We start from the raw sequence: 14,961 nt of genomic DNA on the forward strand, positions 1-14,961 counted from the left end.
TACTTCTACCTCTCCTTCTTCATAGTTTTCCTTTAACATATTAACAAAAGAAAAACGATTTTGTCCTTGACAAAATCGTTTTTCAACAGTCTGAAAAGAAGGTGCCCATTTGGACACCTTCTTTTTAACGTAATAATCTCCCGCCTCAAAGAATGTGAAGAGCAGCAACCTAGAGATGATTGTGAGAGAAAAAAGACAGGTTCGTACTTTGGTATAATCAGGATTCTGTCGAATGTGTTCATTGACAGAATATATTTTGTTGAATATAATAAAAATACAGGTGTGGGGTGCTTTAGTTACCCATGATTGGTCTTTTGCCACCATTAAAGATTGCGCGACAAAAGACTGGACAAGTGATTTGAAAACTTGTCGCCCATCCGCAGGCGACTCATAAGTGGCGGACTCGAAAACTTGTCGCCCATCCGCAGGCGACTCATAAGTGGCGGACTCGAAAACTTGTCAAAAAAGAAGCGGGGTATCCGCTTCTTTTTTTAGATTGGGGTATTACGATATGTCTGAACATTTTAAAATTTATTTTATCAAGGAAGAATTTTTTTCAATCACCGACTGGACACAATATAAAGTACCTATAAAAGAGAGAAGACCTGCGTTAATTTTAGTCATTGAAAAAGAACAATTCCCTAATGGGCTTTTTTGTATCCCCATCACAAAAGATAATGATAAAAATGGAAAGATTAAAGCATTATCGATAAAAAGACCAGATTTTATACACCCCATTAAAATCAACCGTTATGATAGTTATTTATTGATACAAAATATGTATATTATTCATAAACAATTCATTGGACAACCATATACTTTAAATGATGTTCCTTTTGAAATTAAAAATACAAAGATTCAGAGAGAAATAATGAAAAAAGTAAAAAAAGTGGACGCACTTTTGAAACAAGGAGTCATTCATTACGTACCAAGAGAAAAAGTATTTGAAATCCAATTAAAATATCTAGAAGAGAAACAAAAAAACTTCAAAAATTTCACAAATAAATAGCTATGAAAGAAGCCAGCAATATACTCTATCTTTTTTTAAGAAGGTGCCCGTTTGGACACCTTCTTTTCTTATCCCCCAACGACTTCGCTTTCAAAGCGATCGATGTCTTGATCGGCACCGATGACAATTAAAATGTCACCTTCGTAAATCATTTCTGATGCAAGCGGTGAGACGATAATGTCGTTGTTTCGTTTAATCGCGACAATGTTAATGCCGTATTTCGCGCGAATGTCTAACTCAAGAAGCGAATGACCGTGCAGTCGTTCGTTTGCGACAATTTCAACGATGCTATGGCGGTCGGATAGCTCTAAATAGTCGAGCACGTTGTTTGAAATCATATTGTTAGCAATTCGTTCACCCATATCTCGTTCTGGATGAACGATATGATCCGCTCCAATTTTTTTCAGCACTTTTTCGTGATAATCGTTCGTTGCTTTCACTGTAATTTTTTCAACACCAAGCTCTTTTAAAATCAGCGTTGTTAAAATGCTCGCTTGAATGTTATCACCGATGGCGACGATGACGTGGTCGAAGTTACGAATGCCTAAGCTTTTTAAGACGTTTTCGTCTGTTGAGTCAGCAACGACCGCTTGCGAAGCAATGGATGCGTATTCGTTCACTTTATCTTCGTTTATATCAATCGCAAGCACTTCCATGCCTTGTTCGCTTAACGTGCGACATACGCTACCGCCAAAGCGTCCAAGACCAATCACGGCAAACTCCTTCTTTTTCATTCAATATCCCCTCTTGTTCGATTTTCTTCAAGCACACGCAAAATCCGTTTTTCTAGCATATTCACACCGCCACTACCTGCTTGGTAATGACGAAGCTTACCATCTGCATCAAATATATAATACGTTGGCACGCAGCGATTATCAAACGCCTCTTTTAACCGATGGTCGTTGTCAATGAAAATCGGATGGGTCATGCCGTATTGCTCAGCTAGCTGTTTGACGACTTCTACGTTTTCATCGCCATCGCGCCGTGGCATATGAATCGAAATGACGTGTAATTCATCTTTATAGCGATCGCGAAAAGCGTTGACTTGTTTCATTCCGTCTTTACAAAGATGGCAACTCACCGCCCAAAAATGAACGAGCGTCGGTTTACCGACGAGCTGTTCGCGAGTGACGTTTCCGTTTAGTACGACTGTTGCTCCGTCTAATGATGGCATTTGTTCTCGTAATTTCATTGTTCTTCTTCCTTTACATGATGATTTCCTTTCCAAGTGACGTAACGGGTGAGAAGTTGGATGGCGACATCGATGGCTTGTTCGTTCGGATTTAATTGCGCATGATGCAAACCGAACGGCGATTGCACGCCGAGCCAAAACATAAAGCCCGGGATGCGCGCAAGCATGTAGCCGAAATCTTCACCTGTCATTGCCTCTTGACAACGAACGAGGCGGACGTTTGTCTCTTTTTCAACAAATTGCATAAATTCATTCGTTAATGTTTCGTCGTTGTACACTTGATAATACATCGAGCCGTAATCGATATGCGCTTCGCAGTCGTAAGCGACTTCGATGCCGCGCACAATTGCTTCGATGCGCCCTTTCACTTTTTCCATCGCTTCAGGTGAAAGCGTACGAATCGTCCCTTCTAACCGTGCGCGTTCTGCGATGACGTTTTGTACCGTACCGCTTGTCAGTTTGCCAACCGTAATAACGGCGCTATCAAGCGGATTGACGTTGCGCGAGACGATCGTTTGCAGTTGCATAATTAAGGCGCTAGCTGCAACGACCATATCTTTCGTTTCATGTGGAAATGCGGCATGCCCACCTTTGCCGATTAAATCGATAAAAAGCTCAGACGTGTTCGCAAACAACAACCCTTCTTTCGTCGCAATCGTTCCGACCGGATATTGTGGAGCGATATGCAAAGCGAGAATCATATCGGGCATCCATTGTTTCATCTCGTCGCTCTCAAGCATCGGAAGCGCTCCGCCCGGCCCTTCTTCTGCTGGTTGAAAAATAAACAGCATGTCATCACGAATCGGATGATGGACGACGTGAGTGAGCACACCGAGGGCGATTGCCATATGCATATCGTGTCCACATGCATGCATGCGTCCTTCATGTGTTGAACGAAACGGGACGTCTGTTTGTTCGTCAATCGGCAATCCGTCCATATCGGCGCGATAACCGATCGTTTTCGTTGGCGCTGTGCCGAGAACACGAACGAAAATCCCTGTTCTCCACGTTTTGATTTGCATTCGTTCTTGCGGAAGCGTTGCAATATAGTTCAATATGTATTGTTGTGTTTTAAACTCTTGAAAGCCGAGTTCGGGAATTTGATGCAAATCGCGGCGAATATGAATAAAATCGCTCATGTTAACCTCTCCTTTTGAAAAAAGCGTGGAATCGATCCACGCTTTATAGTTGGCGAAGTTCTTGTTTAATTTCTACTTTTGCTTTCGTTTTTTCATCGATTTGTTTAATGACGCGCGCTGGCACGCCTGCGACAACGGTATATGGCGGCACATCTTCTGTGACAATTGCCCCAGCGGCAACGACTGCGCCTTTTCCAACCGTTACACCTTCTAAAATGACCGCGTTTGCTCCGATCATGACGTCGTCTTCGACGATGACCGGTTTCGCCGATGGTGGCTCGATGACACCGGCGAGAACTGCTCCTGCACCGACGTGGCAGTTTTTCCCTACTGTCGCACGTCCACCGAGCACAGCGTTCATATCAATCATCGTACCTTCACCAACAACGGCACCGATGTTAATGACGGCACCCATCATAATGACCGCGTTGTCGCCAATTTGTACTTGATCGCGAATGATCGCTCCCGGCTCGATGCGCGCTTTTATATGTTTTAAATCAAGAAGCGGGATGGCTGAATTGCGACGATCGTTTTCGACGACGTAATCTTCAATTTTATGTTTATTTGCTTCAATAGCTGCTTCAATGTCCGCCCATTCGCCAAATACGACGCCTGTATGACCGGTAATAAACGTTTTCGCGCTCGGACCGAAGTCGATGTCGGCGATATCTCCTTTTATGTATACTTTCACAGGGGTTTTCTTTTTACTGTTTTGAATAAATGAAATAATTTCATTGGCATCCATCATCATCGTGAGTTCCTCCTTATCGCTTTATTTTTTTACTTTAACAAATGAAACAAGCAGTGACAAGCTTATTGTCGCTTTTCGTACATCGAGCGGTTAAACCGTTTTAATATTTCGCGACGGGTAATAATTCCCGCAAAGTAGCCGGCATCGTTTTCAACGCAAACGAACGGATGATCAATGAGCAACTTCAACGCTTTTAAAAATGAATCGTTCACATGTAAGCGCGGAATGTTGCGCTGCATCACTTGTTCAACTTTCATCGTCTCTAGTCGCTCAAATTCGATGCGCTCAATACCTAAAATCGCATCCATAATCATCGTCATACTAATGAGCCCTTGTAGTTTATACGTCATATCTAACACAGGGACAGCCGAATATCCTGTGCGCGTTAGTACTAATAATGCGTGTTCTAAATGATTCCCCACTTGCACGTGCGCCACTTTATCGGACGGAATCATCAAGTCAATGAGCGGTGGTTGTTGCATCGTCATTCCGCCTTTCCCAATATAATCCCCATTTGTCATTGTACCATGTTCATTTCGATAAGGAAAAGCGAGAAGTAAAATAAAAAGCCTTCACACATGTGAAGACTTAATTCAACAAATCAAAAATTTCAATGGCGATCATATCGATGTTGTCAAATTGATACGATTTCGGCTTTTCGCCTTTTTCGTACACTTCTAATACGAACGTATTTGTTTTTTCGTAATATGTGACGCTACATTTTTTTTCACCGTTTACTTCAAAGTTGCGTTGTGGCGCTTCGTTCGTTCCTGTTTTTTGTTCTTGCAAGCTAATTAAACGTTGAATAATGCCTAATAATTGCGACATGACGTTCATTCCTTTCCGATACGTATTTCAACGACTATTCACTACTGTACCAAGAATCGCGAAAAAAGTAAACAAAAACGAAAGCCCACAAAAGCGGGCTTACATTTGAAGCGCGACGTATGCAATATAACCGAGTAAAAGGGCAACAAACACGATGTATGCAATAAAGACTGGATTGCGCACATACGGATGAGCAGCCACTTTTTCGCCAACGCTCGTATCGTATTCGCCTTGCGTTTTTTGCCGCTTACCAACTTGATACGTATATACAAGCCCTCCGACTAATACCCCGCTTGCGATTAACAAAAGCATCCAAGAAAATGTATCCATCATCACTCACCTCATGTTTACTTTTCCACCGCAAGCGACGTTTTATTACAAATGAGCATTATGTTCAAATAAATATTCATACGTTAAATCAATAAATAAATAATGATGCTCGTCAATCGGATACGAGTATGTGCGAATCATTTCTCCTGTTTCAATATCGCTGTATAAATCAGATAAAATGCCGCGTTTGCGTGAACGCATACGAATGATGTTTTCGAGAAAATATGGGCGCCAGCTCCAGTTTTTCATTTCATATTGTGGCTGTAATTCCCACGTATCTCCTTTTTTAAACATGTTCGCAGACTGTTGAAAACCGTCTTCATCGCATACGTAAATGCGAAAACTACAATCGCTTAACTGTTTCGCCAAGGCGGAAATGAGCTCATTGAACGATGATACTTTTTTATGTTTAGCAACAAGATCTGATACGCGCGCTTGAAATTGTTCGGAAATATCGTATAACGTTTGCAGTTTCTTTTTTTCGTGTTGAATAAACGTATGAAATTGATCGCGCAATCGATCTTTTAATAAATCGTTCGGAAGAAATGATGGCGAAGGTTCGTGCAAATAATAACCTTGATAATACCTTCCGCCGTTTCGCCATGCATATTGTAGCTGAAAGGCGTTTTCGATATCTTCATACAAAAGTGTCGCACCAATTTTGCGTGCTAAAAGCGAAATGGAATACAGTACATCATCGTACGATACGGTTGACGTGCGCAACGAATGTAAATCAATTTTTAATAAATCTGGTGCTAACAAACGAATGCGATCTAAATTGCTACTTTCTTTTCCGATGTTATCGACCGCAATTTGAATGCCGTATGTACGCAAATATGTGAGCACGTGTCCGAGCTGTTGAATGTCGCCTTTAAAATGATGTTCCGTAATTTCAAGCACGATTTGATTGAGCGACAACCCTTTTTCCTTGTATTGAAAAAGCAGTTGTAAAAATGACTCACCGCGGTCAATCATTAACACATTGGCGTCGCGGTTAATAAAAATAAGTGACGCGGGCTGTTCATTTACGAACTGTTCGAGCGCTTTCGTCGTCACCGCATAATCGACTTCCATGCGAAATTCTTCTGGAATCGTTTCGTCGTGAAAAAATGGGCCGAGGCTGATGACTTCGTTGCCTTGTTGAAAGCGACCAAGCACTTCATAACCAACAATGCATTGCTCATCGGCGCTAAAAATCGGTTGATAATACGGAACGACTTGATCGATATGTGTTAAAATGTCTAGCGCATCCAAAACGACGCCTCCTCCCCCGTTTTTTCACTCATTATATCATAAGAAATGCGCATCATCGTACCATCAAATAAAAAAAGCGACGTCAAGAAACGTCGCATTAAAACGGATGTTGATTGAGCCATTGCCCGCCGTCAACGGTAATGCATTCGCCGTTAATATAGGCAGCGGCATCGGAAAGTAAAAATGAGGCGACACCAGCGATTTCCTCTGGCGTTCCGAAGCGGCCGAGCGGTACGCTATCTTTTACGCGCTTTTCCATTTCTTCTGATAAAATGAGCTTTTCTGCCCCGCCTGTTCGCTCAATTGGTCCTGGGGCGATAGCGTTTACGCGAAAACCGTATTTTTTTCCCCATTCGACCGCTAACGTGCGCGTCATCGTTAATACGCCCGCTTTGGCGCACGCAGAATGAATGACGCCCGCTCCCGCTCCCCATGCGTATGTAGCGACAATGTTAATGATTGACCCTTTTTGCCCTTTTTCAATCCAATAGTTTCCGACTTCTCGACTACAATAAAACGTGCCGTTTAAGACGATGTCAATGACGCTATTCCATCCGTTAATAGATAGTTTTTCCGCTGGACAAATAAAATTGCCGGCAGCGTTGTTAATTAACGCATCAATTTTCCCGAAACGTTCATCCGTTTCTTTCACCATCGCAGCGACTAATTCTGGCTTGCGCACGTCCATAACGATCGGCAACACGCTCCCGCCAATTTCGTTCGCTGCTTCTTCAAGCGCTTCTTTTCGTCTTCCTGTAATGACGACATGCGCCCCTTGTTCCGCGAATTGTTTCGCCATATATTTCCCCATACCGCTTGAACCGCCTGTCACAATAATGACTTTTCCGTTCATTTTCTCATCCCCTTTATGAATGGTTATTCATTCATTTTTATTGTACTATATATTTAGAAAATTTTTAACATTGTTTTTACTGTTTTTATCAACTTTTTTCTTTTATAATGAGTGAAGAACATTTTACGTATAAGGTTTGAAGCGAATGAAACGACGAGATTTTTTGGAAACGTTTTTTTCTTTGTTCGTCAAAGGAGCATTGCTTTCAACGGCAGGATATATGTATGCGAAATATATTGAACCGCGACGGCTGACGGTACGGCGTTATGAGATCGTGCATCCGCTTATTCCAAAAAGCTTTGATGGCTGTCGGCTGCTTCAATTTAGCGATGTGCATATCGGATATCATTATACGGTTCGTCATTTTCAACAAGTCGTCGAACGAATGAATGACTTGAAGCCACATCTCATTTGTTTTACAGGCGATTTGCTTGATGAGCCGAACAAATATGCACATGTCGATGCGATTACATCGCTGCTCTCCCAACTTCACGCTCCACTAGGCAAATTTTGTATTTATGGCAATCACGATCATGGTGGATACGGCACAGACATATATAAACGAATGATGCACACGAGTGGATTTCGTTTACTTGTAAACGAATGGGTATCTGTCAAACGAGGTAGCGAACAAATTGTCATTGCTGGGTTGGATGATTTTATGCTCGGTAAGCCCAATTTCGCAAAAACGGTGCAACAGTTGCCAAAAGAAACGTATACGATCGCTTTAATTCATGAACCTGATCTTGTGACGCAAGCAAGCGTCTATCCGTTTCATCTTCAGCTGTCTGGTCATAGCCACGGTGGACAAATTCAATTGCCGTGGATCGGTCCGCTCGTTACTCCACCGTTAGCGAAACAATACGTTGAAGGATTTTACGACGTCGAGCAGCTTACATTGTATGTTAATCGTGGGCTTGGTACGACGCGCATGCCATTTCGCTTTTTAACGCCGCCAGAACTCACGTTATTTACGTTAAAAGCCGGGTTATAACATAAACCCGGCTTGGAACAACAATATGCTCCCAACGATTGACGCACCGATATAAATTAGCGCCTCTTTATGTTGTTTATGCAATACAAGTTGAAGTGCTTCCACGCTAAATGTTGAAAACGTCGTAAACGCCCCGAAAAACCCGACTGTCACCCCAATCGATTGAACACCGGACGAAAGAGCGAAACCGAGCCCGAATGAACCGAGCCAGTTGATGAGCAAAATGGATAGCGGAACAGGTGATTGTTTTGTCCAACGTAGTAGCCATATGCCAAGCTTGTACCGACACCACGCACCTAATGCCCCACCAAGTGCTACATACATCATGACACTTCACCTACTTGTTTTCCGACTGCTCGTTCACCGACATATACGCCCGCATAACAACAAAGCAAGCCGCCAATAAAAGATATAAGTACATATCCGTTCGCTAATGTAGCATGTGTATGCCATAACATCACCGTTTCTTTACTAAACGTCGACATCGTCGTCAATCCGCCGCAAAATCCCGTACCGATCGCAAGTCGCAACCATTCAGCTATTTTCCGTTTTCCGACATAAGACGTCAGCGCACCGAGCAAAAATGAACCGATATAATTAACGAGCAACGTTCCCCACGGAAATGTGAGAAACGGAAAGATAAGCGCCACACCGTATCGACATAACGCCCCTAACGCTCCGCCTATGGCGACTGCTCCGCTTTCTTTCATCATATCACCTCATTCTTCATCATCTGCAACATCGTAAGCCATTTGAAACAATATCATTTGGCTGTCGATTTCTTCTTCTCCATCTTTTCGTTTCACATAATGATATTCCCCATGTTCATCTTGTTCACGCGCTTTGACGTTATCAGAAAGCAAAATGTGTAGCACCTCAATGAGTCGCTCTTTTAATTGTTGACGGAAAATCGGGAACAAAATTTCAATGCGCCGATCCATATTGCGCGTCATCCAGTCGGCAGACGATAAAAAGACGCGCGCTTGTCCGTGATGGTGAAAATAATAGACACGACTATGTTCTAAAAAGCGCCCGACGATGCTGCGAACGCGAATGTTTTCACTTACTCCTTCAATTTGTGGACGTAAACAACAAATACCGCGCACAATTAAATCAATTTGTACCCCCGCTTGCGACGCTTCATATAGCTTCATGATGAGCTGTTTATCTGTCAGCGAGTTCATTTTCGCGATGATGCGTCCATCACCGTATTGTTTATGGTAACGAATTTCTTCATCAATGAGTTGTAAAAATTGTTGTCGTAAATCAAACGGAGCGACGGATAAATGATGAAACGGTGGTTTTTCCATATAACCGCTTAAATAATTGAAAAAGTTTGTCGCATCTTCCCCAAATTGCTCGTTTGCTGTAATAAAGCCGAAGTCCGTATACACTTTCGCAGTCGCATCGTTATAGTTGCCTGTTCCTAAATGAACAAAACGTTCAATTTTTCCTTGTTTTTGCCGAACAATTAACGTAATTTTACTATGCGTTTTTAAATGCGTCATGCCATAAATGACGTGGCAACCTGCTTTTTCAAGCTCTTTTGCCCATTGCACGTTATTTTCTTCATCAAATCGCGCCTTCAATTCGACGAGAACGGTCACTTGTTTCCCGTTTTCCGCCGCACGCTTTAACGCTTCAATAATCGGTGAATCACCACTCACACGATATAGCGTCTGTTTAATGGCTAACACATCCGGGTCATCTGCCGCATCAGAAATGAAATCGATGACAGGTTCAAACGACTCATACGGATGATGAAATAATAAATCGTGCTCTTTCGCTTTTTCAAATATGTCTTCGTCATCATCTAAATCCTTTGGCGGTTGTGGAATGAGCGTTTCAAAAATTAAATGTTCTTTGTATCGCGCCACTTCATGATAAAACGAAAATAAAAACGTTAAATCAATTGGTCCATCAATTTTGTACACATCTTTTTCATGAATTTCTAGCTCATCTAATAAATAGTCGAGCACCCATTCGTCAAATCCTTTTTTACTCATTTCAAGTCGAATGGCCGCGCCCCACTTTCGCTTTTTTAACTCTTTTTCAATTTCTTTTAATAAGTCGCGTGCCCCTTCTTCATGAATCGTTAAATCTGCGTTGCGTGTAATGCGAAATTGTGTGACGGATGAGACGGTGTATCCTTTAAATAACGTATAAATAAATGTCGTAATGACATCTTCTAATAGCGCATAAGCGTGCGTGTCGCTATGTGTAGGCAAAGGAATGAAACGACGTAACACAGCAGGCACTTGTACAATCGCTAATTTTTTTCGATCGTCATCATCTTCTTCATCATCTTCAAGGACGATTGCTAAATTTAAGCTTTTGTTTAACAACATCGGAAACGGACGATACGCATCAACAGCCATCGGCGTTAACACAGGAAAAATATTTTTCATAAAATACGTTTGCAAGTATGTTCGTTGCTCATCGTTCCATTCGTGTGGCGCAAGCAAATGTACCCCTTCCTCATGCAACATCGGCAATAACGTCCGATTGTACATGTCGTACTGCAACCGAACGAGCTCATGCGTTTTTTTCGCAATTTTTTTCAACTGTTCTTTCGGCGTTAGTCCTGCTTTATTTTCTGGCTTATTAAAACCGGCCTTCACTTGATCTTTTAAGCCAGCGACGCGCACCATAAAAAACTCATCTAAATTCGAGCTGAAAATCGCTAAAAATTTTAATCGTTCTAATAACGGATTGCGTTCGTCCATCGCCTCTTGCAAGACGCGCTCGTTGAACGCTAGCCAACTTAATTCGCGGTTGTTGTAATACATCGGGTGACTAAAATCCATCCTCATCCCTCCAAATGAAACTGTAATTGAATCGGGCGTTTTAACATTTTTTCCATATGTTTTTTATGTTTTTCCGCTTGATACTCCTCCGCCTTAAACGATTGACTGCAAAAAATGTGTATGACGATCGTTTCTTGTTGAAGTTCGAGTTGCAGGCGGTTGACGATATTTCGCTTCGTGTCGTTTAAGCTATAAGCAAATTTTAACAAGGCACCAAGAAAACGAAGCTTTTTTTGTTCAGCACGTGTAAACCATGTGTGAAACGGCTGGACGTATTGTTTAAACAACGTTTTATTTTTAAATGAAGCAACAAGTGCTAATTGCACACGATCGCGATGGCTTAATCCGTCAATCGTTCGATTAGCTAAAAGGTAAAACGTATGTTGGCTACTCGCTTCTTCATCGACATATTGTCCTAAATAAAACACGTGGGTAGCGCGTTTTAATAAAACGAGATCTTCGCCTGTCAATGGGAAAAGGGAGAGCGAACGCATTTGTTCAAACAGTTGAATAACTAGTTTTAATACGTGCTGCACATGATTTGTATTCACTTCGTAGTCTTGGGCTAATTCAAAAAAACTCTCATCTAATACGCTGGGAAAAATAATCGGTCCAAACTGTTCGTAAAAAATGCCGTCGCGCAATCCTTTTCGACTTAAAATAAACATCGTCGCATCGACCGTTTCGTATAACGTTTGGAACACTTCGACAGCTGGAATAATTAAATCAGCCCGATCTTTCGATAACGCCTCCACTTTTTGAAGTTGTTCAAATGTAAGAGCGCGCAAATATTTTTTTACTTGCACGATATGCTCACGATTCATTTCATATTGATGAATGCCGGCAATCGGGTAGTTTTGCAACATTTGATGTACTTGGACGACGTTGCGGGCGCTTCCGCCAATCGCAATGATCGGCAAGCGACGTTGTTTGAGCCACGGAAGCGATTGAAATTGCTTTTCGACGTATGCCCGTAACGTTTGTAGTTCTTCATCCGTTGGCACGTTTCCAGCGACAAATTCACGCTTTAGCGATAGCGCGCCAAACGGAAAGCTATGATAGTCGACAAGTTCGCGATTGTAAAAATACGTTACTTCCGTACTTCCACCGCCAATATCAATCGTAATTCCTTCATGAAACGATGTCGATTGAATGACCGCTAAAAAACCGTAGTATGCTTCTTCATATTCGGATAAAATACGAATACGAAAATCGGTTCGTTCCGCAACGATACGAACGATGTCGTCGCGATTGCGCGCTTGACGAATCGTTGCCGTTGCGACACATTTCACATCGTGCAACCGATGGAAGCGCGTCACATCTTGAAACGTAAGAAGCCCGTCTAAAAGAACGCGCAATCCTTCCTCCGTGAACCAACCGTCTTCAGTTAAATAGTTGCGCAAGCGAGCGGCAATTTTTACGTTTTCTCTTTCGCGTAAACGCCCGCTTTTACTTTGTTCGTAAATGACAAGACGCATCGTATTTGAGCCAATATCAATAATACCGTACTTCAACGTTCAACCTCCCTAAAAAAATAAATTGAAAATTTTCCAAAAACATAAACGATCGTGTATAATATAAATGTACCAAAATGAAAAGGAGTTGAGTAAATATGGAAACAGTCGAATGCACCGTTGAAAATTTGTCGGTCGCGCTGTTTACTGTCAACCGTCATGCGAAAACAGCTTTAAACCCTTCTTACTTGTATTTATTAAAGAAAAAAACGATTGAAAAAATGCTCGAAGAAGGAAAAGCGAAAAAAGTTGGGCTTCATTTTTCCCGAAATCCGAAGTACAGCCAACAAAAATCGGATGTGCTTGTGGCGATCGGTGCGTATTACTTCCACATACCTCCAACAAAAGAAGACTTCAAGCATTTGCCTCATCTCGGTACGTTGGACGATTCATATCGCAACCCTGTTGTTAAAATGCCGTTGTCTCAAGCGAAGCGATTATTACAAGCGTATACAGGCATTTCACCAGAAGATGCCGAGCCGAAAGCGAAAAGGTACGATTGGGCACGTCCGCATCGGTTCGGGAAAACGTTTCGATAAGGACAAGCCTCCTTCGAAAAGTAACAAGCATATTTATACACTCTATTATATTACACAAAAGGGCGGCCTCTTAATGAGATCGCCCTTTTCTTATTGGACTAATTGTTCAAATTGTTCAGCGGAGAGCGGTTTGCTGAAGTAATAGCCTTGGGCACGGTCACATCCTTCGTTTCGTAAAATAGCGAGCTGTTGTTCCGTTTCAACCCCTTCAGCAACGACTTTCATCTGCAAGCTGTGTGCCACCTGAATGACAGCTCGAACGATCGATAAATCGTATGAATGTTTCACCATATCTTGTACAAATGAACGGTCAATTTTAATAATATCAACCGGCAATTTTTTTAAATAGTTTAACGAAGAATAGCCTGTCCCAAAATCATCGACAGCCAGTTGCAATCCTAAACTTTTTAATGACTGCAACTGGGCGAGCACATAGTCGACGTGATGCATCGCCATACTTTCAGTAATTTCTAATTTCAAGCAAAACGGGTCTAAATCGTACGTGTGCAACACATGTTCAATATGTTTGACTAAATCTGCTTGCAAAAATTGTTTAATCGATACGTTTACGCCAATTTGAACGTGAGGAAGTCCTTTTCTCCTCCATGCTTTACTTTGTTCACATACTTGACGCAATACCCAATCGCCAAGCGGTTGAATTAAATTCGTTTCTTCAGCAATCGGAATAAACGTTGCCGGTGAAATCCAACCGCGCTTCGGATGAAACCAGCGAAGCAGCGCTTCAACTGCCACAATATCGCCTGTTTGAATGTCGACAATTGGTTGATAGTGAAGCGTAAATTCATTTTGTTTTAACGCTTTGCGAATGCTATGTTGAATGTACAGTTTTTCTTCGTTCGTCTTTTTTAATTCGTTCGTATAAAAACAGTACGTATTTCCACCGTTTTCCTTTGCGATTTCAAGCGCTAAATCGGCAGATGAAATGAGCGTCGTCCAATCGGTCGCATCATGAGGAAAGACGCTTACCCCAATGCTTGGCGTCACGGTTAACTCTTGTTCAGTCAGCTGAAATGGAGTCGTAAATAGTTGAATGACGTCGCCAATGATACGACGCAATTCATTTCGATCAGTCGTATAAAAAGCGAGAAAAAATTGGTCGCGCGCTTGTCTTGCGACGATGCCACCTTCATAGCGACGCAGTCGCTCTGCCACTTGCTTCAACAACTCATTTCCGCACTCATATCCAATTAAATCGTTAATAAATTTAAAACGATCTAAATTGAGCGACAATAATGCAAACGGCTCACGTTTATTCATACGCTCGCGAAGCATTTGGCTAAACGAATCGTATGATAACACACCTGTTAATATGTCCGAACCGTCATGATCTAACAAAAAGCATCCTGTCCAAATGAGATGCGAATGAAACGAATATACGTGCATGTATGCCGGGCGATGATCAACGATCGTTTTTCCGCGCCACGTATCATTCGTATGTAATGCGACAACAGCTTCATGGGCACGGTCAACCAATTGTTGGACGGCTCCATAACGGCGTGACAACTGTTTCATAAACGAGTCGTCCATATATACGATCGTTCCATCCTCATTCGTAACAAAAAAAATCGCATACTGTTCAAACTGTTGTCCAACGGCCTCCCATTTCATAAATGGAGGGTGTTGGTACAGAAACTGCTGTTCATTCATGTTGTAATCCTCGCTTTTTGTTTTCTTCCCTCCCCCTTTATTAAAACATATGGTTCGACAATTGAAAATAGCTTTTCATGAAG

General features: G+C 42.0%; 17 protein-coding genes. 3 read left to right on the top strand and 14 right to left on the bottom strand.

Features of this window, described 5'->3' with window-relative positions; translation table 11 throughout:
* Window positions 1-511 precede the first annotated feature (511 nt).
* Complete coding sequence (locus tag HNR43_RS00005) at window positions 512-1,009, top strand: hypothetical protein (RefSeq protein WP_183239964.1); 498 nt, start codon at window positions 512-514, stop codon at window positions 1,007-1,009.
* A 68-nt stretch (window positions 1,010-1,077) separates the two neighbouring features.
* On the opposite strand, the gene HNR43_RS00010 is transcribed toward HNR43_RS00005, so the two are convergent.
* From HNR43_RS00010 to fadH, 9 genes are all read right to left on the bottom strand, one after another.
* A complete protein-coding gene (locus tag HNR43_RS00010) occupies window positions 1,078-1,743 on the bottom strand; it encodes a potassium channel family protein (protein WP_006321311.1) in 666 nt (221 codons plus the stop codon).
* Complete coding sequence (locus HNR43_RS00015; protein ID WP_183239967.1) at window positions 1,740-2,201, bottom strand: TlpA family protein disulfide reductase; 462 nt, start codon at window positions 2,199-2,201, stop codon at window positions 1,740-1,742. Before HNR43_RS00015 ends, HNR43_RS00010 begins: the two co-directional genes overlap by 4 nt.
* Complete coding sequence (locus tag HNR43_RS00020; RefSeq protein ID WP_183239969.1) at window positions 2,198-3,340, bottom strand: N-acetyldiaminopimelate deacetylase; 1,143 nt, start codon at window positions 3,338-3,340, stop codon at window positions 2,198-2,200. The genes HNR43_RS00015 and HNR43_RS00020 overlap by 4 nt, the downstream gene beginning before the upstream one ends.
* A 43-nt stretch (window positions 3,341-3,383) precedes the next feature.
* Complete coding sequence (gene dapD, locus HNR43_RS00025; protein ID WP_183239972.1) at window positions 3,384-4,091, bottom strand: 2,3,4,5-tetrahydropyridine-2,6-dicarboxylate N-acetyltransferase; 708 nt, start codon at window positions 4,089-4,091, stop codon at window positions 3,384-3,386.
* 62 nt (window positions 4,092-4,153) lie between these two features.
* Window positions 4,154-4,573 (bottom strand): cyclic-di-AMP-binding protein CbpB, encoded by a 420-nt coding sequence (cbpB, locus tag HNR43_RS00030; RefSeq protein ID WP_183239975.1) that lies wholly within the window; start codon window positions 4,571-4,573, stop codon window positions 4,154-4,156.
* A 106-nt stretch (window positions 4,574-4,679) separates the two neighbouring features.
* Window positions 4,680-4,919, bottom strand: a complete 240-nt coding sequence (locus tag HNR43_RS00035) for a YkuJ family protein (protein WP_003396622.1) — start codon at window positions 4,917-4,919, stop codon at window positions 4,680-4,682.
* Window positions 4,920-5,018: 99 nt separating this feature from the next.
* A complete protein-coding gene (locus tag HNR43_RS00040) occupies window positions 5,019-5,252 on the bottom strand; it encodes a hypothetical protein (RefSeq protein ID WP_183239977.1) in 234 nt (77 codons plus the stop codon).
* A gap of 42 nt (window positions 5,253-5,294) precedes the next feature.
* A complete protein-coding gene (locus HNR43_RS00045) occupies window positions 5,295-6,503 on the bottom strand; it encodes an EAL domain-containing protein (protein ID WP_183239979.1) in 1,209 nt (402 codons plus the stop codon).
* A 97-nt stretch (window positions 6,504-6,600) separates the two neighbouring features.
* Window positions 6,601-7,356 carry a 2,4-dienoyl-CoA reductase gene (gene fadH, locus HNR43_RS00050; RefSeq protein ID WP_055440245.1) on the bottom strand — a complete coding sequence of 252 codons (756 nt, stop codon included), beginning with the start codon at window positions 7,354-7,356 and terminating at the stop codon, window positions 6,601-6,603.
* 145 nt (window positions 7,357-7,501) lie between these two features.
* On the opposite strand from fadH, the gene HNR43_RS00055 reads away from it, so the two are divergent.
* Window positions 7,502-8,350, top strand: a complete 849-nt coding sequence (locus HNR43_RS00055; RefSeq protein ID WP_183239982.1) for a metallophosphoesterase — start codon at window positions 7,502-7,504, stop codon at window positions 8,348-8,350.
* Here HNR43_RS00055 and HNR43_RS00060 read toward each other — a convergent pair.
* From HNR43_RS00060 to HNR43_RS00075, 4 genes are read right to left on the bottom strand one after another with little or no spacing between them, the layout of a single operon-like run.
* Complete coding sequence (locus HNR43_RS00060) at window positions 8,345-8,677, bottom strand: fluoride efflux transporter FluC (RefSeq protein ID WP_183239984.1); 333 nt, start codon at window positions 8,675-8,677, stop codon at window positions 8,345-8,347. The two genes, HNR43_RS00055 and HNR43_RS00060, sit on opposite strands and share 6 nt — an antisense overlap.
* Window positions 8,674-9,060: a fluoride efflux transporter FluC gene (locus tag HNR43_RS00065; RefSeq protein ID WP_183239986.1), complete on the bottom strand. Its 387-nt coding sequence runs from the start codon at window positions 9,058-9,060 to the stop codon at window positions 8,674-8,676. Before HNR43_RS00065 ends, HNR43_RS00060 begins: the two co-directional genes overlap by 4 nt.
* A 9-nt stretch (window positions 9,061-9,069) precedes the next feature.
* Entirely contained in the window at window positions 9,070-11,157 is a 2,088-nt protein-coding gene (locus HNR43_RS00070; protein WP_183239989.1) for an RNA degradosome polyphosphate kinase, read from the bottom strand.
* Window positions 11,158-11,159: 2 nt separating this feature from the next.
* Window positions 11,160-12,671: a Ppx/GppA family phosphatase gene (locus tag HNR43_RS00075; RefSeq protein ID WP_183239991.1), complete on the bottom strand. Its 1,512-nt coding sequence runs from the start codon at window positions 12,669-12,671 to the stop codon at window positions 11,160-11,162.
* A gap of 98 nt (window positions 12,672-12,769) precedes the next feature.
* Here HNR43_RS00075 and HNR43_RS00080 point away from each other — a divergent pair, with 98 nt between their 5' ends.
* Window positions 12,770-13,210 carry a YkyB family protein gene (locus tag HNR43_RS00080; protein WP_183239993.1) on the top strand — a complete coding sequence of 147 codons (441 nt, stop codon included), beginning with the start codon at window positions 12,770-12,772 and terminating at the stop codon, window positions 13,208-13,210.
* A 90-nt stretch (window positions 13,211-13,300) separates the two neighbouring features.
* On the opposite strand, the gene HNR43_RS00085 is transcribed toward HNR43_RS00080, so the two are convergent.
* Window positions 13,301-14,878 (bottom strand): putative bifunctional diguanylate cyclase/phosphodiesterase, encoded by a 1,578-nt coding sequence (locus tag HNR43_RS00085; RefSeq protein WP_183239996.1) that lies wholly within the window; start codon window positions 14,876-14,878, stop codon window positions 13,301-13,303.
* Window positions 14,879-14,961 lie beyond the last annotated feature (83 nt).

Origin of the sequence: Anoxybacillus mongoliensis (genome assembly GCF_014201515.1) — a bacterium.
Lineage (GTDB): Bacteria > Bacillota > Bacilli > Bacillales > Anoxybacillaceae > Anoxybacillus > Anoxybacillus mongoliensis.

Coding starts and splice junctions, on each gene's coding strand:
- HNR43_RS00005 (WP_183239964.1), top strand. CDS start 512: ATGTCTGAACATTTTAAAATTTATTTTATCAAGGAAGAATTTTTTTCA.
- HNR43_RS00010 (WP_006321311.1), bottom strand. CDS start 1,743: ATGAAAAAGAAGGAGTTTGCCGTGATTGGTCTTGGACGCTTTGGCGGT.
- HNR43_RS00015 (WP_183239967.1), bottom strand. CDS start 2,201: ATGAAATTACGAGAACAAATGCCATCATTAGACGGAGCAACAGTCGTA.
- HNR43_RS00020 (WP_183239969.1), bottom strand. CDS start 3,340: ATGAGCGATTTTATTCATATTCGCCGCGATTTGCATCAAATTCCCGAA.
- dapD (WP_183239972.1), bottom strand. CDS start 4,091: ATGATGATGGATGCCAATGAAATTATTTCATTTATTCAAAACAGTAAA.
- cbpB (WP_183239975.1), bottom strand. CDS start 4,573: ATGCAACAACCACCGCTCATTGACTTGATGATTCCGTCCGATAAAGTG.
- HNR43_RS00035 (WP_003396622.1), bottom strand. CDS start 4,919: ATGTCGCAATTATTAGGCATTATTCAACGTTTAATTAGCTTGCAAGAA.
- HNR43_RS00040 (WP_183239977.1), bottom strand. CDS start 5,252: ATGATGGATACATTTTCTTGGATGCTTTTGTTAATCGCAAGCGGGGTA.
- fadH (WP_055440245.1), bottom strand. CDS start 7,356: ATGAACGGAAAAGTCATTATTGTGACAGGCGGTTCAAGCGGTATGGGG.
- HNR43_RS00055 (WP_183239982.1), top strand. CDS start 7,502: ATGAAACGACGAGATTTTTTGGAAACGTTTTTTTCTTTGTTCGTCAAA.
- HNR43_RS00060 (WP_183239984.1), bottom strand. CDS start 8,677: ATGATGTATGTAGCACTTGGTGGGGCATTAGGTGCGTGGTGTCGGTAC.
- HNR43_RS00065 (WP_183239986.1), bottom strand. CDS start 9,060: ATGAAAGAAAGCGGAGCAGTCGCCATAGGCGGAGCGTTAGGGGCGTTA.
- HNR43_RS00070 (WP_183239989.1), bottom strand. CDS start 11,157: ATGGATTTTAGTCACCCGATGTATTACAACAACCGCGAATTAAGTTGG.
- HNR43_RS00080 (WP_183239993.1), top strand. CDS start 12,770: ATGGAAACAGTCGAATGCACCGTTGAAAATTTGTCGGTCGCGCTGTTT.
- HNR43_RS00085 (WP_183239996.1), bottom strand. CDS start 14,878: ATGAATGAACAGCAGTTTCTGTACCAACACCCTCCATTTATGAAATGG.